Genomic DNA, 18,042 nt, shown 5'->3' with positions numbered 1-18,042 from the left:
TCCGGCATACTCGTCGGGTGAGCACCCTTCCCGAGATCCGTACCCTGCCCGTGCCCGACGGCCTGGAGGGCGAGCGCGTCGACGCCGCCATCTCGCGCATGTTCGGCTTCTCCCGTACCAAGGCGGCGGAGCTGGCCGCCGCGGGCAAGGTCCAGGTCGACGGCGCGGTGGTCGGCAAGTCCGAGCGGGTCAGCGGCGGCGCCTGGCTCGAGGTCGAGATGCCGCAGGCGCCCGCGCCGGTGCAGGTGGTCGCCGAGCCCGTCGAGGGCATGGAGATCGTGCACGACGACGACGACGTGGTCGTGATCGTCAAGCCCGTGGGCGTGGCCGCGCACCCGTCGCCGGGCTGGACCGGCCCGACCGTGATCGGCGGCCTCGCGGCCGCCGGCTACCGCGTCTCCACCTCCGGGGCCGCCGAGCGCCAGGGCATCGTGCACCGCCTCGACGTGGGCACGTCCGGCCTGATGGTGGTCGCCAAGTCCGAGCGCGCGTACACCTCGCTCAAGCGCCAGTTCAAGGAGCGCACGGTCGACAAGCGGTACCACACGCTCGTCCAGGGCCACCCGGACCCGACCAGCGGCACCATCGACGCCCCCATCGGCCGCCACCCCCAGCACGACTACAAGTGGGCCGTCACCGCGGAGGGCAAGCCGTCCGTGACCCACTACGACCTCATCGAGGCCTTCCGCGCCGCCTCCCTGCTGGACGTGAAGCTGGAGACCGGCCGCACCCACCAGATCCGCGTCCACATGTCCGCCCACCGCCACCCGTGCGTCGGCGACCTGACCTACGGCGCCGACCCCACGCTCGCCAAGCGGCTGCACCTGACCCGCCAGTGGCTGCACGCCGTACGGCTCGGCTTCGAGCACCCCGCGGACGGCCGGTGGGTGGAGTTCGCGTGCGACTACCCCGAGGACCTGCAGCAGGCGCTGGACCAGGTCCGTGCGGAGACCTACGGATGACCGGCACCCCGTACACCGTGCGGATCGCCGCGGAGCCGGCCGACCGGGAGGCGTGCTTCGCGGTGCGCAAGAAGGTCTTCGTCGGCGAGCAGGGCGTCCCCGAGGACATCGAGTACGACGTCCACGACGCCACCGCCGTGCACGTCCTGGCGGTCCGGGAGGACGGCAGGCCGCTGGGCACCGGGCGGCTGCTGTCCGGCGCGGCGGCCGCCGCGAAGACCGGTGGCGACCCCTCGGTGGGGTCCCTGGGCCGGCTCGCCGTCGTCCGGGAGGCGCGCGGACTGGGCGTCGGCGTGGCCCTGGTGCGGGCCATCGAGGACGCGGCACGCGCGCGCGGGCTGACGGCCGTCGACCTGCACGCGCAGACCCACGCGCTGGGCTTCTACGAGCGGCTCGGGTACGAGGCGTACGGGCCGGAGTACCCGGAGGCGGGCATCGCGCACCGGGCGATGCGGCGCGCGCTGTAGCCCAGGTCACGGCGGCCCCGGAGCACTCTGCCCGCAGTGACATGGCACGCTTGGGAGCACCTGTGTGACATCGACCTCCCGGAGCGCTGGCCGTGGATCAGTTGGCCCTGTTGTTCGTGCTGCTCCTCGGGGCCCTGGTCAGTGTCCCGGTGGGGGACCGGCTGGGACTGCCCGCACCGGTGCTGATGACGCTCCTCGGCATCGTGCTCGCGGTCGCCGACTTCGTGCCGAACGTGAACATCCCCCCGGAGCTGATCCTGCCCGCCCTGCTGCCGCCGCTGCTGTACGCGGCGGTGCGGCGGACGTCCTGGCGGCAGTTCGCGGCCAACAAACGGCCGATCTTCCTGCTCGCCGTGGCCCTGGTGTTCGTCACCATGGCGTGCGTCGCCGCCGTCGCCTCCGCGATCGTGCCGGGACTGCCGGTCGCCGCCGCCGTCGCGCTGGGCGCGTTGATCGCCCCGCCCGACCCGGTCGCCGCGACCGCCGTCGCCGGGCAGCTCGGGCTGCCGCGCCGGCTGGTGTCGATCCTGGAGGGCGAAGGGCTGTTCAACGACGTCACGGCCATCGTGCTCTACCACGTGGCGATCGCCGCCGTGGTCAGCGGGAGCTTCTCGCCCTGGCGGGCCGGCCTGGACTTCGTCCTGTCCGCGGTGGTCGCGGTCGCCGTGGGCCTGGCGCTCGGCTGGGGCGCGAACCGGCTGATGGACCTGCTCGGGGACGCGACCCTGCAGATCGGGCTGACCCTGCTGGTGCCGTACGCCTCCTACGTGCTCGCGGAGGAGCTGCACGGGTCCGGCGTGCTCGCCGTGCTCACCACCGCGCTCTTCCTCGCCGAGTACGCCTCCGACCCGGACGACGTGATGACGCGGCTCGCCGGGCACACCTTCTGGGACATCGTCGACACGCTCGTCACGGGGGTGGCGTTCGGGCTGACCGGCCTGGAGCTGCACAACGCGATCCGCACGGCGTCCGGCCGGTGGGGCGAGCTGCTCGGCTGGGCCGCGGCCGTCGTGGCCGTGGTGATCGTGGTCCGTCTGCTGTGGCTGCTCCCGGCGACCTGGCTGACCAAGCGGCTGCACGCGAAACGGGACCACGACGAGGACATCCCGGTGAGCTGGCGGGAGACCGTCGTGATGTGGTGGTCCGGGATGCGGGGGGTGGCGTCGGTGGCGCTGGTACTGGCCATCCCGCTCAAGACCGACGACGGGTCGGCCTTTCCGGACCGGGACGAGATCGTGTTCATCGCCTTCGGGGTGATCATGGCGACGCTGGTGCTCCAGGGGCTCACCCTGCCGTGGCTGGTGAAGCGGCTGGGGGTGCGGGCGGACACGGAGCGGGAGAAGGAGCTCGAGAAGGAACTGGCCGTGCGGGCGTCGAAGGCGGCGAAGCGGCGGCTGAAGGAGATCGAGGCGGTCGAGGAGCTGCCGGAGGAGCTGTCCGAGCAGATGGCGCGGCGCGCGTTCGACATCGGGCTGCGGATCAGCCCGTACGTGGGGGAGGACGAGCGGCTGGAGGCGTACGACAAGCGGGTGGGCAGGCTCAGGCGGGTGCGGCGGATCCAGGGGGAGATGCTGAGCGCCGCGCGGCACGAGGTGATGGCCGCGCGGAGCGAGCCCGGGGCGGACCCGGAGATCGTGGACCGGGTGCTGCGCCACCTGGACGTGCGCAGCATGCGGTGACGGGTGCCACGTCCGACGGTGCGCGGGCGGTCTCCCGCCCGCGCACCGTTCGTCAGCCCTTGCCCGTACCCGGGGTCTCGTACGCGCGGCGGCGGAAGCCGTCCTGGGAGGGGACGCGCGGGCTGTGCGGCGCCGGGACCGCCTCGGCCGTGTTGACGCGGGGCAGGGCGTACGGGTGCTCCGCGCAGAGCCAGGTGATCATCTCCTCGCGGACCGTGACCCGTACCGTCCAGATGTCGTCGGCGTCCTTCGCGGTCATCAGGGCGCGGACCTGGATCGTGTTGGGCGTCGAGTCCGTGACCTGAAGGCCGTGGGCGCGGCCGTCCCAGGCCGGGCTCTGGCGCAGGATGTCCCGCAGCTTCTCGCGCATCGCCTCGATCGGGGCGCTGTGGTCGAGGTGCCAGTAGACGATGCCGGTCATCTGCGGGGTGCCGCGCGACCAGTTCTCGAACGGGTTCGACGTGAAGTACGACACGGGCATGGTGATCCGGCGCTCGTCCCAGGTCCGCACCGTCAGGAAGGTCAGCGTGATCTCCTCGACGGTGCCCCACTCGCCGTCCACCACCACGGTGTCCCCGATCCGCACCATGTCGCCGAAGGCGATCTGCAGCCCGGCGAACATGTTGCTCAGCGTGGACTGCGCGGCGACACCGGCGACGATGCCGAGGATGCCTGCCGAGGCGAGCAGCGAGGCGCCGGCCGCGCGCATGGCCGGGAACGTCAGCAGCATCGAGGCGATGGCCACCACGATGACGATCGCCGAGACCACCCGCATGATCAGTTCGACCTGGGTGCGCACCCGGCGCACCCTGGCCGCGTCCCGGTGCACGCGGGCGTACCGGCTGTACGAGGTCTCGACCACGGCCCCGGCGATCCGGATCACCAGCCAGGCGGCGGAGCCGATCAGCACCAGTGTCAGGGCCCGGCCGATGCCGGCCTGGTGCTGCTCCAGCAGTTTCGCCTGGTCGTAGGAGCCTCTGAGCAGGGCGGCGCACAGCACGAGCTGGTAGGGGATGCGGCCGCGCCGCAGCAGCCCCCACAGGGGCGTGTCGCGGTCACGTTCGTCTGCCTTGCCCAGCAGCCGGTCGGTGGCCCAGCCGATGGCCAGGGTCAGCGCGACCGAGCTGCCGATGACGATCAGGGGGCGGAGCACGTTCTCCATGAATCGGCTCCTAACCGCCGGCCGGCGACGATGAACATGTGACTTCGCCGCGTTCCTGGGTATAAGGGCGCGCCGTCACGGTCCGCCACTGTCGTACCCGGCTGGCACCATGGCCTCATGAACATCATGCTCTTTCACTCGACCTACGGCCTCAGGCCCGCGGTGTCCGAGGCCGCGGACCGGCTGCGCGGCGCGGGGCACGAGGTGTGGACGCCGGACCTCTTCGAAGGGCGTACGTTCGGCACCGTCGAGGAAGGCATGGCCTTCAAGGACGAGGTCGGCAAGGACGAGCTGCTCAAGCGGGCCGTCCTGACCGCCGCCCCGTATTCCGACCGGGGGCTGGTGTACGCGGGGTTCTCGCTCGGCGCCTCCGTCGCGCAGACCCTCGCACTGGGCGACGAGAGGGCGCGCGGGCTGCTGCTCCTGCACGGCACGTCGGACCTCGCGCCGAACGCCTTCGTGGACGAGCTGCCGGTGCAGTTGCACGTCGCCGAGCCGGACCCGTTCGAGACGGACGACTGGCTGAGCGCCTGGTACCTGCAGATGGGCAGAGCCGGCGCCGACGTCGAGGTGTACCGGTACGCCGGGGCCGGTCACCTCTACACCGACCCCGGCCTGCCGGACTACGACGAGGAGGCCGCCGAGGCCACCTGGCGGGTGGCGCTCGGCTTCCTCGCATCGCTCGGGGAATCGCCTCGGCGGGCGGACTACACCGGGTCGTAGGTCCGCTCGACCCGCTGCGTGCCGCTGCGCGTGCGGTACGAACGCGCCCAGGTGGACGTGGCGTTCGCGTCCGTGCGGTCGGACAGCACGTAGTAGTCCATCTGTGCGCGGTCGGCGGTGACGTCCAGCACCCCGTAGCCGTGACGGTCGGTGTCGACCCAGTGGACGTGCCGGTTGGCGGCCCTGATGACCGGCGCGGCGATGGCGGAGACCGTTCCCTCGGGGACCTTGACGATGTCGTCGAGGTTGTCGGAGGTGAGCGAGGTGACGACGAACTCGGTGGCGGCCGACGCGGACAGCGGGTAGGTCCCGGCGTCCACGGGCACGTCGTTGGCCCACGCCATGTGGATGTCGCCGGTCAGGAAGACGGTGTTGCCGATGGCGTTGGAGCGCAGGTGGGCCAGCAGCTCGCGGCGGTCGTCGGTGTAGCCGTCCCACTGGTCGGTGTTGAGGGCGAGCCCCTCCTGCGGCAGCCCCAGCAGCTTCGCGAGCGGCGTGAGCAGGTCGGCGGGGAGGGAGCCGACGGCGAACGGCGAGATCATCACCGAGTTGCCGACGAGCCGCCACTTGGTGTCGGAGGCCTTCAACCCGGCCTTCAGCCAGTCGAGCTGGGCGCGACCGGTGATCGTGCGGTCCGGGTCGTCCACGGAGCCGTTGCCGACCTTGACCTGTTGCGAGCGGAACGAGCGCAGGTCCAGCAGGGAGAGGTCGGCGAGCTTGCCGAAGCGCAGGCGGCGGTAGGTGGTGCCGGCGATCGCCGGACGGACCGGCATCCACTCGAAGTAGGCCTGCCGGGCCGCCGCCTGACGGGCCGCCCAGGTGCCCTCGGCGCCCTCGGTGTGGTTCTCGGCGCCGCCCGACCAGGAGTCGTTGGCGAACTCGTGGTCGTCCCAGATCGCGATGACCGGCGCCTTGGCGTGCAGGGCCTGGAGGTCGGGGTCGGTCTTGTACCTGCCGTGCCGGGTGCGGTAGTCGGCGAGCGTGAGGATCTCGTGGGCGGGCGCGTGCGGCCGCACGACGGTCCCGCGCGTGCCGTACTCGCCGGTGCCGTACTCGTATATGTAGTCCCCGAGGTGCAGCCACGCGTCCAGGTCGCCCCGGGCCGCGAGGTGCCGGTAGGAGGAGAAGTAGCCGGCCTCCCAGTCGGCGCAGGAGACCACGCCGAAGCGCAGTCCCGCCACGCTCGCGTCCGCCGCCGGGGCGGTACGGGTGCGCGCCACCGGGGAGTCGGTGCCGCCGGCCGAGAAGCGGAACCAGTAGTCGGTGGCGGGCTCCAGGCCGCGGATGTCGGCCTTGACCGTGTGGTCGGCGGCGGCCGTCGCGGTGGTGGACCCCTCGGCGACGACGGCGGTGAACGCCCTGTCCTTCGCCACCGTCCAGCTCACCTCGGTGTCCGGGCCCAGCCCGGAACCCGGTATCGCCTCGGCGGTGGGCGTCACCCGGGTCCACAGCAGGACGCCGTCCGGCAGCGGGTCACCGGAGGCGACGCCGTGCAGGAAGGCGGGCGTCCCCGCCGCGGCCCTGGCGGGCAGCGCGGCGGCGAGCGGACCGGCCAGGACAGCGGTGGCCGCCGCGGCCTTGACGACCGTACGGCGGCGGGGTGAGAGGGAAGCGGGGCTTTCGGATGCGTCGGATGATCTGTATCGACTGGTCACGACCGGTCAGGTTACTGACCAGTATGCGAAAAGGGCTGGCGAACTCCCAAAGTTCGCCCGCCCTTCACGCGAGTGCTGGGGCCTCTCGTTCGGATCATGCCGGGCTCGCGGGGTCCGGCCTGATCCGAACGGAAGAGCCTAGCCCTTGAGCGCCGCGCCCACCACGGAGTTGAACTGCTCCACGGTCATGGGCGCGTTGCCCTGGCTGTCGGCGGTGAGCTTCTTGCCGTCCATGACGAAGCTCGGGGTGCCGTTCACGCCGTCCTTGTTGGTGTCGAAGGTCTTCGACATGGCCATCGCCCAGGCGTCGTAGGTGCCCTTCTTGACCGCGTTCTGGAACGCGGTGTTGTTCTTCAGCGCGGGCACGGTGTCGGCGACCTTGATGAGGTAGGCGTCGTCCTTGAACGTGTCGGTCGTCTCCTCCGGGTGCCACTTCGTCGAGTACAGCGCCGTCTTGTACTCGAGGAACGCCTCCGGGCTGACGTTCAGGGCGGCGCCCATCGCGCTCAGGGCGTTCTTGGAGCCCTGGCCGTTGTCGTGGTTGTCGATGAACGTGCCGCCGATGAACTGGATCTTGAACTTGCCGTCGTCGATGTCCTTCTTCACCGTCGCGCCGACGGTCTGCTCGAACTGGGCGCAGACCGGGCAGCGCGGGTCCTCGTAGACCTTGAGGGTCTTCTTCGCGCCGGTCTTGCCGATGACGACGGTGGTGCCCTTCGTGCCCGTGGTGTTGGCCGGGGCGACGACCTTGGCGTCCTTCAGGCCCTCCCAGTAGCTGGGCTTGTTGGCCTGGACGACGGCGTAGCCTATGCCGCCGGCCGCCGCCAGGACGGCCACGACCGAGCCGGCCACGATGACCTGGCGCTTGACCTTGTCGCGCTTGGCCTGACGCTCGCGCTCCTGGCGCAGCCGCTCCCGGGCCGCCGTCTTCGCCGACTGGCTGTTCCGCTTGCTCATGTTGGTGATCTCCGTGTGGGACGCGCACATGCCGTACGCGGGATACGTGTGGGGGTCTGCTGGTACTCAGCCGTGGTTCACGCGAACGCGAGCGAGCGCGGCGGTCCCCGCCGTCCCAGGGAGTGCACGAGGAGCCGGTCCCGGGCGACGGCCGGACGGGCGTGCGCGACCCGGACCGGCCGCACCGGCGGATCCGGCCGGACGGCCACCGCGGCCACCGCCAGCCGCAGCGGCCGGAACGTCGTCGCGGTCACCGCCCGCACCAGCTGGGCCAGCGCCCGCTCGCCCCGGCGCAACCAGGCGGCGGCCAGCAGCCCGACGCCGACGTGCGCGGCCAGCAGCAGCCAGGCGGTCGCCGGATCGGCGTGGGCGAGCAGGGCGGCGAGCCGGTCGGTGTCGGTGCCCGTGACATGGGCCAGGGGAGTGCCCACGCCGGCGCCGTTGCCGCACAGCACGTCCCAGCCGACCGAACGCAGCGGGCCCGCCACCGGACCGCCGGCCCGGCCGTAGCAGACGTGCTGGCCGGTGGTGAAGACGGTGTCGGCGGTCAGTTCCAGCGGGATCAGCAGGGCGGCGATCCGGCCGTAGCCGCGCTCGCGGCCCGCGAGGGCGTACGCGAGGAGGAACACGGCGACCGCGACGGCGGCCACCGTGTTCACCGGCAGCGGGACCCGGGACAGCAGCACGTGCGACGCGCTGCTGAGCGTCACGACCACTGCCGTGAACAGTGCCGCGCGTACGGCTCTGAGCGGGATCCCGGATATGTCCATAGCGGAGAGAGTGTGTCATGTGCCGCTGTAAGAGACCCCTAAGAGGTACCTGTGAGCGGCAGGCCGGTCACAGACCCGGAATGCGGCCGTTGCGGAACAGGTCGACGAAGATCTGGTGGTCGGCACGCGCGCGTGCGCCGTAGCCGTGCGCGAAGTCGGTCAGCAGGTCCGCGAAGCCCTCCTCGTCGGCCGCGATCGCCGCGTCGATGGCCCGCTCGGTGGAGAACGGCACCAGGGACTCGCCGGAGGTGTCGTCCGCCGCCGCGTGCATGGTGGCGGTGGCCCGGCCCAGGTCGGCGACGACGGCCGCGATCTCCTCCGGGTCGTCGATGTCGCTCCAGTCCAGGTCCACGGCGTACGGCGACACCTCGGCGACCAGCTGGCCCGCCCCGTCGAGCTCCGTCCAGCCCAGCCATGGATCGGCGTGCTGCTGCAGGGCGCGCTGGGAGATCACCGTGCGGTGGCCCTCGTGCTGGAAGTAGTCCCGGATCGCCGGGTCCGTGATGTGGCGGGAGACGGCCGGGGTCTGGGCCTGCTTGATGTAGATCACGACGTCGTTCTCCAGGGCGTCGCTGTGGCCCTCCAGCAGAATGTTGTACGACGGCAGCCCGGCCGACCCGATGCCGATGCCGCGCCGCCCGACGACGTCCTTCACCCGGTAGGAGTCGGGGCGCGCCAGCGAGGTCTCCGGCAACGTCTCCAGGTAGCCGTCGAAGGCCGCCAGCACCTTGTAGCGGGTCGCCGCGTCCAGCTCGATGGAGCCGCCGCCCGGGGCGAAGCGGCGCTCGAAGTCCCGGATCTCGGTCATCGAGTCCAGCAGCCCGAAGCGGGTGAGGGAGCGGGCGTCGCGCAGCGCGTCCAGCAGGGCACCCTGCGCGGTGTCCAGCGTGAAGGGCGGCACCTCGTCGCTCTTGGCGCCGGTGGCCAGGGCGTGGATGCGCTCCCGGTAGGCGGCCGCGTAGACCTCGACCAGCTCGGTGATCTGCTCGTCGCCGAGCGCCTTCGCGTACCCGATGAGGGCGATGGAGGCGGCGAAGCGCTTCAGGTCCCAGGTGAAGGGGCCGACGTACGCCTCGTCGAAGTCGTTGACGTTGAAGATCAGCCGGCCGTTCGCGTCCATGTACGTGCCGAAGTTCTCGGCGTGCAGGTCGCCGTGGATCCAGACCCGGGAGGTGCGCTCGTCGAGGTAGGGCCCGCCCCGCTTCTCGGCCTCGAGGTCGTGGTAGAAGAGGCACGCCGTGCCCCGGTAGAACGCGAAGGCCGAGGCCGCCATCTTCCGGAACTTCACGCGGAACGCGGCCGGGTCGGCGGCGAGGAGCTGGCCGAAGGCGGTGTCGAAGACGGCGAGGATCTCCTCGCCGCGCTGCTCGTCGTTGAGCTGGGGTGCCGACATCGCTGGGTGCCTCCTGGTGCATCTTCGGGTGCGACGGCGCTGCTGCCGTCTCCAACGCATGAAGGTACGCGGGAGTGCCCGACGAGTGTCAGTGGCGGGGCATAGACTTCGACGCTGTCCCCCAGACTGTCCGCAGTCGGTCCGCAGCCGGTCGGAAGATCGTCGACGCAAGTTCTCCTCGGAGGCCGAAACCGTGTCAAAGCCGCCCTTCACGCACCTGCACGTCCACACCCAGTACTCGCTGCTGGACGGTGCCGCGCGGCTCAAGGACATGTTCAACGCCTGCAACGAGATGGGCATGACGCACATCGCCATGTCCGACCACGGCAACCTCCACGGGGCGTACGACTTCTTCCATTCCGCGAAGAAGGCCGGAATCACCCCGATCATCGGTATCGAGGCCTATGTCGCCCCCGAGTCGCGCCGCAACAAGCGCAAGATCCAGTGGGGCCAGCCGCACCAGAAGAGGGACGACGTCTCCGGTTCCGGCGGTTACACCCACAAGACCATGTGGGCGGTGAACAGGACGGGCCTGCACAACCTCTTCCGGCTCTCCTCGGACGCCTACGCGGAGGGCTGGCTGCAGAAGTGGCCCCGGATGGACAAGGAGACCATCGCCCGGTGGTCCGAGGGGATCGTCGCCTCGACCGGCTGCCCCTCCGGCGAGGTCCAGACCCGGCTGCGCCTGGGCCAGGAGGAGGAGGCGCTCAAGGCGGCGGCGGACTACCAGGACATCTTCGGCAAGGACCGCTACTTCCTGGAGCTGATGGACCACGGCATCGAGATCGAGCACCGGGTCCGCAAGGGCCTGCTGGAGATCGGCAAGAAGCTCGGCATCCCGCCGCTGGTCACCAACGACTCCCACTACACGTACGCGCACGAGGCCGGCGCCCACGACGCCCTGCTGTGCATCCAGACCGGCAAGAACCTCTCCGACCCGGACCGCTTCAAGTTCGACGGCACCGGCTACTACCTGAAGTCCACGGACGAGATGTACGCCATCGACTCCTCGGACGCCTGGCAGGAGGGCTGCGCCAACACGCTCCTCGTCGCCGAGATGGTCGACACCACCGGCATGTTCGAGGCGAAGAACCTCATGCCGAAGTTCGACATCCCGGAGGGCTACACCGAGGTCAGCTGGTTCAAGGAGGAGGTCCGCCGCGGCATGGAGCGCCGCTTCCCCGGCGGCATCCCCGAGGACCGCCAGAAGCAGGCCGAGTACGAGATGGACGTCATCATCCAGATGGGGTTCCCGGGCTACTTCCTCGTGGTCGCCGACTTCATCATGTGGGCCAAGAACAACGGCATCGCGGTCGGCCCCGGCCGGGGTTCCGCGGCCGGCTCGATCGTCGCCTACGCCATGGGCATCACCGACCTCGACCCGATCCCGCACGGTCTGATCTTCGAGCGGTTCCTCAACCCCGAGCGGGTCTCCATGCCCGACGTCGACATCGACTTCGACGAGCGCAGGCGCGTCGAGGTCATCCGGTACGTGACGGAGAAGTACGGCGCCGACAAGGTCGCCATGATCGGCACGTACGGCAAGATCAAGGCGAAGAACGCGATCAAGGACTCGGCGCGCGTACTGGGCTACCCGTACGCGATGGGCGACCGTCTCACCAAGGCGATGCCCGCCGACGTCCTCGGCAAGGGCATCGACCTGAACGGCATCACGGACCCCTCGCACCCCCGCTACAGCGAGGCGGGCGAGATCCGCTCGATGTACGAGAACGAACCGGACGTGAAGAAGGTCATCGACACCGCCAAGGGCGTCGAGGGCCTGGTCCGGCAGATGGGTGTGCACGCGGCCGGCGTGATCATGTCCAGCGAGACCATCACCGAGCACGTCCCGGTCTGGGTGAGGCACACCGACAACGTCACCATCACGCAGTGGGACTATCCGAGCTGTGAGTCGCTCGGCCTGCTGAAGATGGACTTCCTGGGCCTGCGCAACCTCACGATCATGGACGACGCCGTCAAGATGGTGAAGGCCAACAAGGGGATCGACATCGATCTCCTGGGCCTCCCGCTCGACGACCCCACGACCTTCGAGCTGCTCCAGCGCGGCGACACCCTCGGCGTCTTCCAGTTCGACGGCGGCCCCATGCGTTCGCTGCTGCGCCTGATGAAGCCCGACAACTTCGAAGACATCTCCGCCGTGTCGGCGCTCTACCGTCCGGGCCCGATGGGCATGGACTCGCACACCAACTACGCGCTGCGCAAGAACAAGCTCCAGGAGATCACGCCGATCCACAAGGAGCTCGAAGAGCCCCTCAGGGAGGTCCTGGACGTCACCTACGGCCTGATCGTCTACCAGGAGCAGGTGCAGAAGGCCGCCCAGATCATCGCCGGCTACTCCCTCGGCGAGGCCGACATCCTCCGCCGCGTCATGGGCAAGAAGAAGCCCGACGAACTGGCGAAGAACTTCACCATCTTCCAGGCCGGCGCCCAGAAGAACGGCTACAGCGACGAGGCCATCCAGGCCCTGTGGGACGTGCTGGTCCCGTTCGCCGGCTACGCGTTCAACAAGGCGCACTCCGCCGCGTACGGCCTGGTCTCGTACTGGACCGCCTACCTCAAGGCGAACTACCCGGCCGAGTACATGGCCGCCCTGCTGACCTCCGTCAAGGACGACAAGGACAAGTCGGCGATCTACCTCAACGAGTGCCGCCGCATGGGCATCAAGGTGCTCCCGCCGAACGTCAACGAGTCCGAGTCGAACTTCGCGGCCCAGGGCGACGACGTGATCCTCTTCGGCCTCTCCGCCGTGCGCAACGTCGGTACGAACGTCGTCGAGTCGATCATCAAGTGCCGCAAGGCCAAGGGGAAGTACGCGTCCTTCCCCGACTACCTCGACAAGGTCGACGCGGTGGTCTGCAACAAGCGCACCACGGAATCGCTGATCAAGGCCGGCGCCTTCGACTCCATGGGCCACACCCGCAAGGGCCTCACCGCCCAGTACGAGCCGATGATCGACAACGTGGTCGCGGTCAAGCGCAAGGAGGCCGAGGGCCAGTTCGACCTCTTCGGCGGCATGGGCGAGGAGACCGGTGACGAGCCAGGCTTCGGCCTCGACGTGGAGTTCACCACCGAGGAGTGGGACAAGACCTATCTGCTCGCCCAGGAGCGGGAGATGCTCGGTCTGTACGTTTCCGACCACCCGCTCTTCGGCCTGGAACACGTGCTGTCCGACAAGGCCGACGCGGGCATCGCCCAGCTCACCGGCGGCGAACACGCGGACGGCGCGGTCGTCACCATCGGCGGCATCATCTCGGGCCTGCAGCGCAAGATGACCAAGCAGGGCAACGCCTGGGCGATCGCCACCGTGGAGGACCTCGCAGGGTCCATCGAGTGCATGTTCTTCCCGGCGACCTACCAGCTCGTGTCGACCCAACTCGTCGAGGACGCCGTCGTCTTCGTCAAGGGCCGCCTCGACAAGCGCGAGGACGTGCCGCGGCTCGTCGCGATGGAGCTGATGGTCCCGGACCTCTCCAACGCGGGCACCAACGCACCCGTGATCCTCACCATCCCGGCCACCCGGGTCACCCCGCCGATGGTCAGCCGCCTCGGCGAGATCCTCAGCCACCACAAGGGTGACAGCGAGGTCCGCATCAAGCTCCAGGGCCCGCGCAAGACCACGGTCCTGCGCCTGGACCGGCACCGCGTCAAGCCGGACCCGGCCCTCTTCGGCGACCTCAAGGTGCTGCTGGGCCCGTCCTGCCTGGCGGGCTGAGCGGCCCGGCGGCCGACGTGGACGAGGGGCGTATCCGCGACCGGATACGCCCCTCGTCAGTGCCGGGGCTCAACGGCCCGCGCGCTGGTCTCAGTTGTGGCCGAAGCGCTTGTGCTGCTTACGAGCAACATCCGCCGGGCTGCCCGGTACGTGCGCCATCTCGGGCTCGTGCCCCTCCGGGGCGCGCTGCGTGTGCTCCTGCGGCTGCTCGGCCTGCGAGGAACGGTTCTTCGGGCCTGCCTGCTTGCGGTTGTTCTTGTTCTTGGCCATGGTGATCTGCCTCCTGAAGGGGGTCTAGGGGCCAGGGCCGCCATCAGATTCACATAGGCTGACAATGAACGCATTCCGGATAATTACCGTCTGTGACAGGCTTGTCGGGGTGCCCGGCCCCGAAACGCCACGCCGAAGATCGAGTTCGAGCCGTTAACCCCCGTACCGTCGGGCAGACTCGAAGGAAGCCGCAAGCAAACAACCTCCCCGGAAGAGGGTGAGTCGCGTGGACCGCTGCGTCGTCCTGGTGGACGCCGGGTACTTGCTGGGGGCCGCCGCCAGCCTCCTCGCCGGAGAGCCCTCACGGTCCCGGATCACCGTCGATCACACCGCCCTCATCCAGGCGCTGCGCGAGCGCGCCGAGGCCGACACCGAACGCCCCCTGCTCCGCATCTACTGGTTCGACGGTGCCCCCGACCGCGTTCCCCAGCCGGAGCACCGCCGGCTGCGCGTGATGCCCCGGGTCACCGTCCGGCTCGGCGCGCTGACCCGCAGCGACGGGCGCTGGGCGCAGAAGGGCGTGGACGCCGCCATGCACGCCGAGCTCACCGAGCTGGCCCGCAACCGGGCCTGCTCCGACGTCGTCCTGGTCACCGGGGACGGCGACCTGCTGCCGGGCATGATGGCCGCCAAGGAGCACGGCGTCGCCGTCCACCTGTGGGCCGTACAGGCCGCCGACGGCGACTACAACCAGTCCGAGGACCTGGTCGCCGAGGCCGACGAGCGGCGCGTGCTGGACCGCGCCTGGATCACGCAGGCGGTACGGGCCAAGGAGCTCACCGGACCCTGTGCGCCGCCGCCCGCGCCCCGCCCGGAGATCGCCGCGATCCTCTCCGCCCCGCTGCCCGAGTCCGCGCCGGCCACCGCGGCCGAGCGGCCCGCCGAGGAGGGCGAGCGCGCGGCGACCGCGCCCGCCGCGCAGAACGGCGCGCAGGAGCGGGTGCCCGCGGCCAAGGGCGTACCCACCCCCAAGGACCTCGCCGCGCTGCGCGCGCACGGTGCCCAGACCGCGCAGCATCCGCCCACGGCCACCCTGCGCTGGTCCTCCGACAAGGGCTGGGTGGACCGGCCGGGCGTGGTGGCCGAGCCGCCGGAGGTCGCGTCCATGCCGACGCTGGCCCAGCTGACCACGGCCGAGCAGCGGTGGGCCGACCGCGAGGAGGACATCACCACGGTCGGCGGGGACCCGTACGAGGTCGGGCAGGTCTTCGCCCGGCGGTGGATCTCCCGTCTGGGCGACCAGAACCACCTGCAGAAGCTCTCCACGATGTACCCGCGCATCCCGCACCGCATCGACGGCGAGCTGCTGCGCTACGCGGCCCGCTTCGGCCTCCTCGCCCACAAGGACGACCAGATCGACGAGCACGACCGCTACGCCATTCGGGCGGGGTTCTGGCGGGAGATCGACGTCCCCTCGGCGACGGAGCACGCGCCCGCGTCGGAGTGAGCGCGGCGCTGCCCCCGGTCGGCGGGCCCCAAAGGCGAGTAAAGGGCCCGGACGGCGTAGTCTCGTCCCTTGTGAGTACGCGCGTGGCACAGGCACTTCGGCATCCCGGTGACGTGGTGTGCGCCGTGCGCGGACTGACCAAGACCTACCCGGCCGTGCGCGGACGGCGCGGCGCGCCCGGGACCCCGCAGGTCCGGGCCACCGACGACGTGGCGCTCGACGTCCGCCGCGGTGAGATCTTCGGACTGCTCGGACCGAACGGCGCCGGCAAGTCCACCCTGGTGCGGCAGCTCACCGGGCTGCTGCGGCCGGACGCCGGCACCGTGGAACTGCTCGGCCACGACATCGTGCGGCATCCGGAGCGGGCCTCGCGCATCCTCGCCTACCTCGGCCAGGAGTCGACCGCCCTGGACGAACTGACCGTCTCCCTCGCCGTGGAGACCACCGGGCGCCTGCGCGGCCTGGACGTGACGCGGGCGCGGGCCGAGCGGGACGCCGTGCTGGAGGAGCTGGGGCTCGCCCCGATCGCCGGGCGGGCCCTGAAGAAGCTGTCCGGCGGCCAGCGGCGGCTCGCCTGCTTCGCCACCGCCCTGGTCGGCGAGCGCCCGCTGCTGGTGCTCGACGAGCCGACCACCGGCATGGACCCGGTGGCGCGGCGCGCGGTGTGGGGCGCCGTCGACCGGCGGCGGGCCGAGCGGGGCACGACCGTGCTGCTCGTCACCCACAACGTCATCGAGGCCGAGACCGTCCTGGACCGGGTCGCCGTACTGGACCAGGGCCGGGTGATCGCCTGCGACACCCCCGCCGGGCTCAAGGAACGGGTGGCGGGCGAGGTGCGGGTGGAACTGGTGTGGCGGGAGCAGGCGCCCCTGGAGGTGCCGGAGGTCGCGATGCTGCGCGAGCGGGCCGTGGAGGCCGGCCGCCGCTGGACCCTGCGGCTCGCGCCCGAGGAGGCCCGCGCGACCGTCGCCACGGTCACCGGCGGGGCCGCCTTCGCCGCGCTCGACGACTTCACGCTCGCCACGCCCAGCCTGGAGGACGTGTACCTGGCGCTGGGCGGTGCCGCGCGGCAGGGTCTGGTGAAGGCGTGAGCGCGCGGGGCGTCGCATCCGTACGGTCCTTCGGGGACGGCTCGGCCGCCGCAGGGAAGAGGAGCAGCTCGACGTGAGTGCCGTATCCGCGCAGTCTCCCGCGGGGAGGGCCGTGCCCGTGCCGGAGACGGCGCAGGGCGCGGCCGAGCTGGGGCCGCGCGCGCGGCTGTGGCCGGCGCTGGCCGCCGTGTACCGGGCGCAGCTGTCCCGGGCCCGGGTGGCGCGGATCCCGCTGCTGTTCGTGGCGACCTTCCAGTCCGTCGGCATCATGATCCTGATGCGTGGGGTGGTGGACACCCGGGGCGAGGCCCAGTCCGTGGTGGCGGGGTCGTCGGTCGTCGTCGTGGCCTTCGTCGCGCTGAACCTGCTGGCGCAGTACTTCGGGCAGCTGCGGGCCGGCGGTGGGCTCGACCACTACGCCACGCTGCCGGTGCCGCCGGCGGCGGTGGTGCTGGGGGCGGCGGGGGCGTACGCGTCCTTCACCGTGCCGGGCACCCTGGTGACCGCCGTGTTCGGCTGCGTCCTGTTCGGGCTGCCGCTGGGCAACCTGTGGATCCTCGTCGCGGTGATCCCGCTCGCGGGCGCCGCGCTCGCCGGGCTGGGCGCGGCCTGCGGGCTGCTGGCGCCCCGGCCCGAACTGGCCACGCTCCTGGGCCAGCTCGGCATGTCGGCCGCGCTGCTCCTCGGCGTGGTGCCGCCGGACCGGATGCCGGAGCCCGTGCGGCTGGCCCGTGACCTGCTGCCGTCCACGTACGGGGTGGAGGCCTACGCGCGGACGTTCGGGGCGCGTCCCCACTGGGCGTTCGTCGTCGGTGACCTGGGCGTGTGCGCCGTGGTCGGGGTGGTGTCGCTGGCCGTGGCGACCTGGGCGTACCGCCGGGCCGCCGTCCGGTGACGCGTCGCACGGGGCGACCTGGCACGATGTCAGGGTGACCGCACCGCTGACTCCGCCTCCGCCGCACGAACCGTCCCCGCACCAGGCCTGGCAGGCGCCGCAGCCCGCCGGGCCCGCGGGAGGAGCCCACGAACAGGACGGCCCCGGGATGAAGACCGAAGTGCGGGAAGCCGCCGTGATCACGGCGGCGATGGCGCTCGGCGGGGTGCTGCTCGGGCTGCTGTGGCTGTGGCTCGCGCCGCGCGTGCCGCTGGTCGGTGACGTGAGCGGAAAGAACTGGATCGTCTACATCAAGGACACCGAGGGAGAGCAGGCGATCGGCGTCGACGGAACGTTCACGCTGCTGGCGCTGGCCTTCGGGGCGGTCAGCGCGGTCGTCGTGTTCCTGCTGCGGCGGCGCGGGGGTGTGCCGCTGGTGGTCGCGCTGACCGTCGGGGGCGTGCTGGGGTCGCTGCTGGCGTGGCGGGTCGGGGTGTGGCTCGGGCCGGAGAAGGACGTCCTCGCCCATGCCCGGGCGGTGGGCAAGGGGGTGACCTTCCCGGCGCCGCTGAAGCTGGGGGCGAAGGGGGCGTTGCTGGCGTGGTCGGTGGCCGCGCTGCTGGTCCATCTGGGGCTGGCGGCGCTGTTCGGCCCGCGCGACCCCGACCCCTACCAGGAGGGCCCGTACGGGGCGCCGCCGGCCTAGGGCCTGTCTGGCCCTTCCCGTCGTCGCCCGGAGGGCGGCCGCGCGGCGTCAGGTGCGTGCTCTGGGGGTCCCCCCGGCCGAAGGCTGGGGGAGTGCCGGGCATGCACCCACGTACGGGATGTACCTGGGTGTGTGCCCGGTGCGGCGAGTGGG

The 18,042-nt window shown here is 71.3% G+C and carries 15 protein-coding genes; 9 read left to right on the top strand and 6 right to left on the bottom strand.

Annotated elements, in window-relative coordinates; all coding sequences use genetic code 11:
* The first annotated feature begins 17 nt into the window (after positions 1–17).
* The 3 genes from ABZX30_RS26105 (at position 18) to ABZX30_RS26095 (ending at position 3,108) form a co-directional block, all read left to right on the top strand.
* Positions 18–962, top strand: a complete 945-nt coding sequence (locus ABZX30_RS26105) for an RluA family pseudouridine synthase (RefSeq protein ID WP_355937563.1) — start codon at positions 18–20, stop codon at positions 960–962.
* Positions 959–1,429 carry a GNAT family N-acetyltransferase gene (locus ABZX30_RS26100; RefSeq protein ID WP_355937561.1) on the top strand — a complete coding sequence of 157 codons (471 nt, stop codon included), beginning with the start codon at positions 959–961 and terminating at the stop codon, positions 1,427–1,429. Before ABZX30_RS26105 ends, ABZX30_RS26100 begins: the two co-directional genes overlap by 4 nt.
* Before the next feature lie 92 nt (positions 1,430–1,521).
* Positions 1,522–3,108: a Na+/H+ antiporter gene (locus ABZX30_RS26095; RefSeq protein ID WP_355937560.1), complete on the top strand. Its 1,587-nt coding sequence runs from the start codon at positions 1,522–1,524 to the stop codon at positions 3,106–3,108.
* 52 nt (positions 3,109–3,160) lie between these two features.
* Here ABZX30_RS26095 and ABZX30_RS26090 read toward each other — a convergent pair whose 3' ends face one another.
* Positions 3,161–4,270, bottom strand: coding sequence for a mechanosensitive ion channel domain-containing protein (locus ABZX30_RS26090; RefSeq protein ID WP_355937558.1), 1,110 nt, complete (start codon positions 4,268–4,270; stop codon positions 3,161–3,163).
* A 117-nt stretch (positions 4,271–4,387) separates the two neighbouring features.
* On the opposite strand from ABZX30_RS26090, the gene ABZX30_RS26085 reads away from it, so the two are divergent.
* On the top strand, positions 4,388–4,993 hold the full coding sequence (locus ABZX30_RS26085) for a dienelactone hydrolase family protein (protein WP_355937556.1): 606 nt from the start codon (positions 4,388–4,390) through the stop codon (positions 4,991–4,993).
* Here ABZX30_RS26085 and ABZX30_RS26080 read toward each other — a convergent pair.
* From ABZX30_RS26080 to ABZX30_RS26065, 4 genes are all read right to left on the bottom strand, one after another.
* Positions 4,978–6,648 carry an alkaline phosphatase D family protein gene (locus ABZX30_RS26080; RefSeq protein WP_355937554.1) on the bottom strand — a complete coding sequence of 557 codons (1,671 nt, stop codon included), beginning with the start codon at positions 6,646–6,648 and terminating at the stop codon, positions 4,978–4,980. The two genes, ABZX30_RS26085 and ABZX30_RS26080, sit on opposite strands and share 16 nt — an antisense overlap.
* 138 nt (positions 6,649–6,786) lie before the next feature.
* Positions 6,787–7,605 carry a thioredoxin domain-containing protein gene (locus ABZX30_RS26075; RefSeq protein WP_355937552.1) on the bottom strand — a complete coding sequence of 273 codons (819 nt, stop codon included), beginning with the start codon at positions 7,603–7,605 and terminating at the stop codon, positions 6,787–6,789.
* A gap of 77 nt (positions 7,606–7,682) precedes the next feature.
* On the bottom strand, positions 7,683–8,375 hold the full coding sequence (locus tag ABZX30_RS26070; protein ID WP_355937550.1) for a hypothetical protein: 693 nt from the start codon (positions 8,373–8,375) through the stop codon (positions 7,683–7,685).
* 67 nt (positions 8,376–8,442) lie between these two features.
* Positions 8,443–9,768 carry a DUF2252 domain-containing protein gene (locus tag ABZX30_RS26065; protein ID WP_355937548.1) on the bottom strand — a complete coding sequence of 442 codons (1,326 nt, stop codon included), beginning with the start codon at positions 9,766–9,768 and terminating at the stop codon, positions 8,443–8,445.
* Between the two features lie 193 nt (positions 9,769–9,961).
* On the opposite strand from ABZX30_RS26065, the gene dnaE reads away from it, so the two are divergent.
* On the top strand, positions 9,962–13,501 hold the full coding sequence (dnaE, locus tag ABZX30_RS26060; RefSeq protein WP_355937546.1) for a DNA polymerase III subunit alpha: 3,540 nt from the start codon (positions 9,962–9,964) through the stop codon (positions 13,499–13,501).
* A 90-nt stretch (positions 13,502–13,591) separates the two neighbouring features.
* Here the strand turns inward: dnaE and ABZX30_RS26055 are convergent, their stop codons facing one another.
* On the bottom strand, positions 13,592–13,771 hold the full coding sequence (locus ABZX30_RS26055; protein ID WP_355937544.1) for a hypothetical protein: 180 nt from the start codon (positions 13,769–13,771) through the stop codon (positions 13,592–13,594).
* A gap of 226 nt (positions 13,772–13,997) precedes the next feature.
* Between ABZX30_RS26055 and ABZX30_RS26050 the strand changes: the two genes are divergently transcribed.
* The 4 genes from ABZX30_RS26050 (at position 13,998) to ABZX30_RS26035 (ending at position 17,889) form a co-directional block, all read left to right on the top strand.
* On the top strand, positions 13,998–15,218 hold the full coding sequence (locus tag ABZX30_RS26050; protein ID WP_355937542.1) for an NYN domain-containing protein: 1,221 nt from the start codon (positions 13,998–14,000) through the stop codon (positions 15,216–15,218).
* A gap of 116 nt (positions 15,219–15,334) precedes the next feature.
* The gene (locus tag ABZX30_RS26045) at positions 15,335–16,309 is read left to right on the top strand and encodes an ABC transporter ATP-binding protein (RefSeq protein WP_355937603.1); all 975 of its coding nucleotides are present in this window, start codon (positions 15,335–15,337) and stop codon (positions 16,307–16,309) included.
* 73 nt (positions 16,310–16,382) lie between these two features.
* Positions 16,383–17,204, top strand: coding sequence for an ABC transporter permease (locus ABZX30_RS26040; protein ID WP_355937540.1), 822 nt, complete (start codon positions 16,383–16,385; stop codon positions 17,202–17,204).
* A 34-nt stretch (positions 17,205–17,238) separates the two neighbouring features.
* Complete coding sequence (locus tag ABZX30_RS26035) at positions 17,239–17,889, top strand: AAA family ATPase (RefSeq protein ID WP_355937538.1); 651 nt, start codon at positions 17,239–17,241, stop codon at positions 17,887–17,889.
* Positions 17,890–18,042: the final 153 nt, after the last annotated feature.

The sequence above is a fragment of the Streptomyces sp. NPDC004542 genome, from assembly GCF_040610035.1.
Lineage (GTDB): Bacteria > Actinomycetota > Actinomycetes > Streptomycetales > Streptomycetaceae > Streptomyces.
This window is presented reverse-complemented; position numbering and strand designations above follow the sequence as displayed.

What these genes read in the sequence shown, in the direction of transcription:
- ABZX30_RS26070 (WP_355937550.1), bottom strand. Translation starts at nt 8,375, where the DNA reads ATGGACATATCCGGGATCCCGCTCAGAGCCGTACGCGCGGCACTGTTC.
- ABZX30_RS26055 (WP_355937544.1), bottom strand. Translation starts at nt 13,771, where the DNA reads ATGGCCAAGAACAAGAACAACCGCAAGCAGGCAGGCCCGAAGAACCGT.
- ABZX30_RS26075 (WP_355937552.1), bottom strand. Translation starts at nt 7,605, where the DNA reads ATGAGCAAGCGGAACAGCCAGTCGGCGAAGACGGCGGCCCGGGAGCGG.
- ABZX30_RS26085 (WP_355937556.1), top strand. Translation starts at nt 4,388, where the DNA reads ATGAACATCATGCTCTTTCACTCGACCTACGGCCTCAGGCCCGCGGTG.
- ABZX30_RS26090 (WP_355937558.1), bottom strand. Translation starts at nt 4,270, where the DNA reads ATGGAGAACGTGCTCCGCCCCCTGATCGTCATCGGCAGCTCGGTCGCG.
- ABZX30_RS26065 (WP_355937548.1), bottom strand. Translation starts at nt 9,768, where the DNA reads ATGTCGGCACCCCAGCTCAACGACGAGCAGCGCGGCGAGGAGATCCTC.
- ABZX30_RS26100 (WP_355937561.1), top strand. Translation starts at nt 959, where the DNA reads ATGACCGGCACCCCGTACACCGTGCGGATCGCCGCGGAGCCGGCCGAC.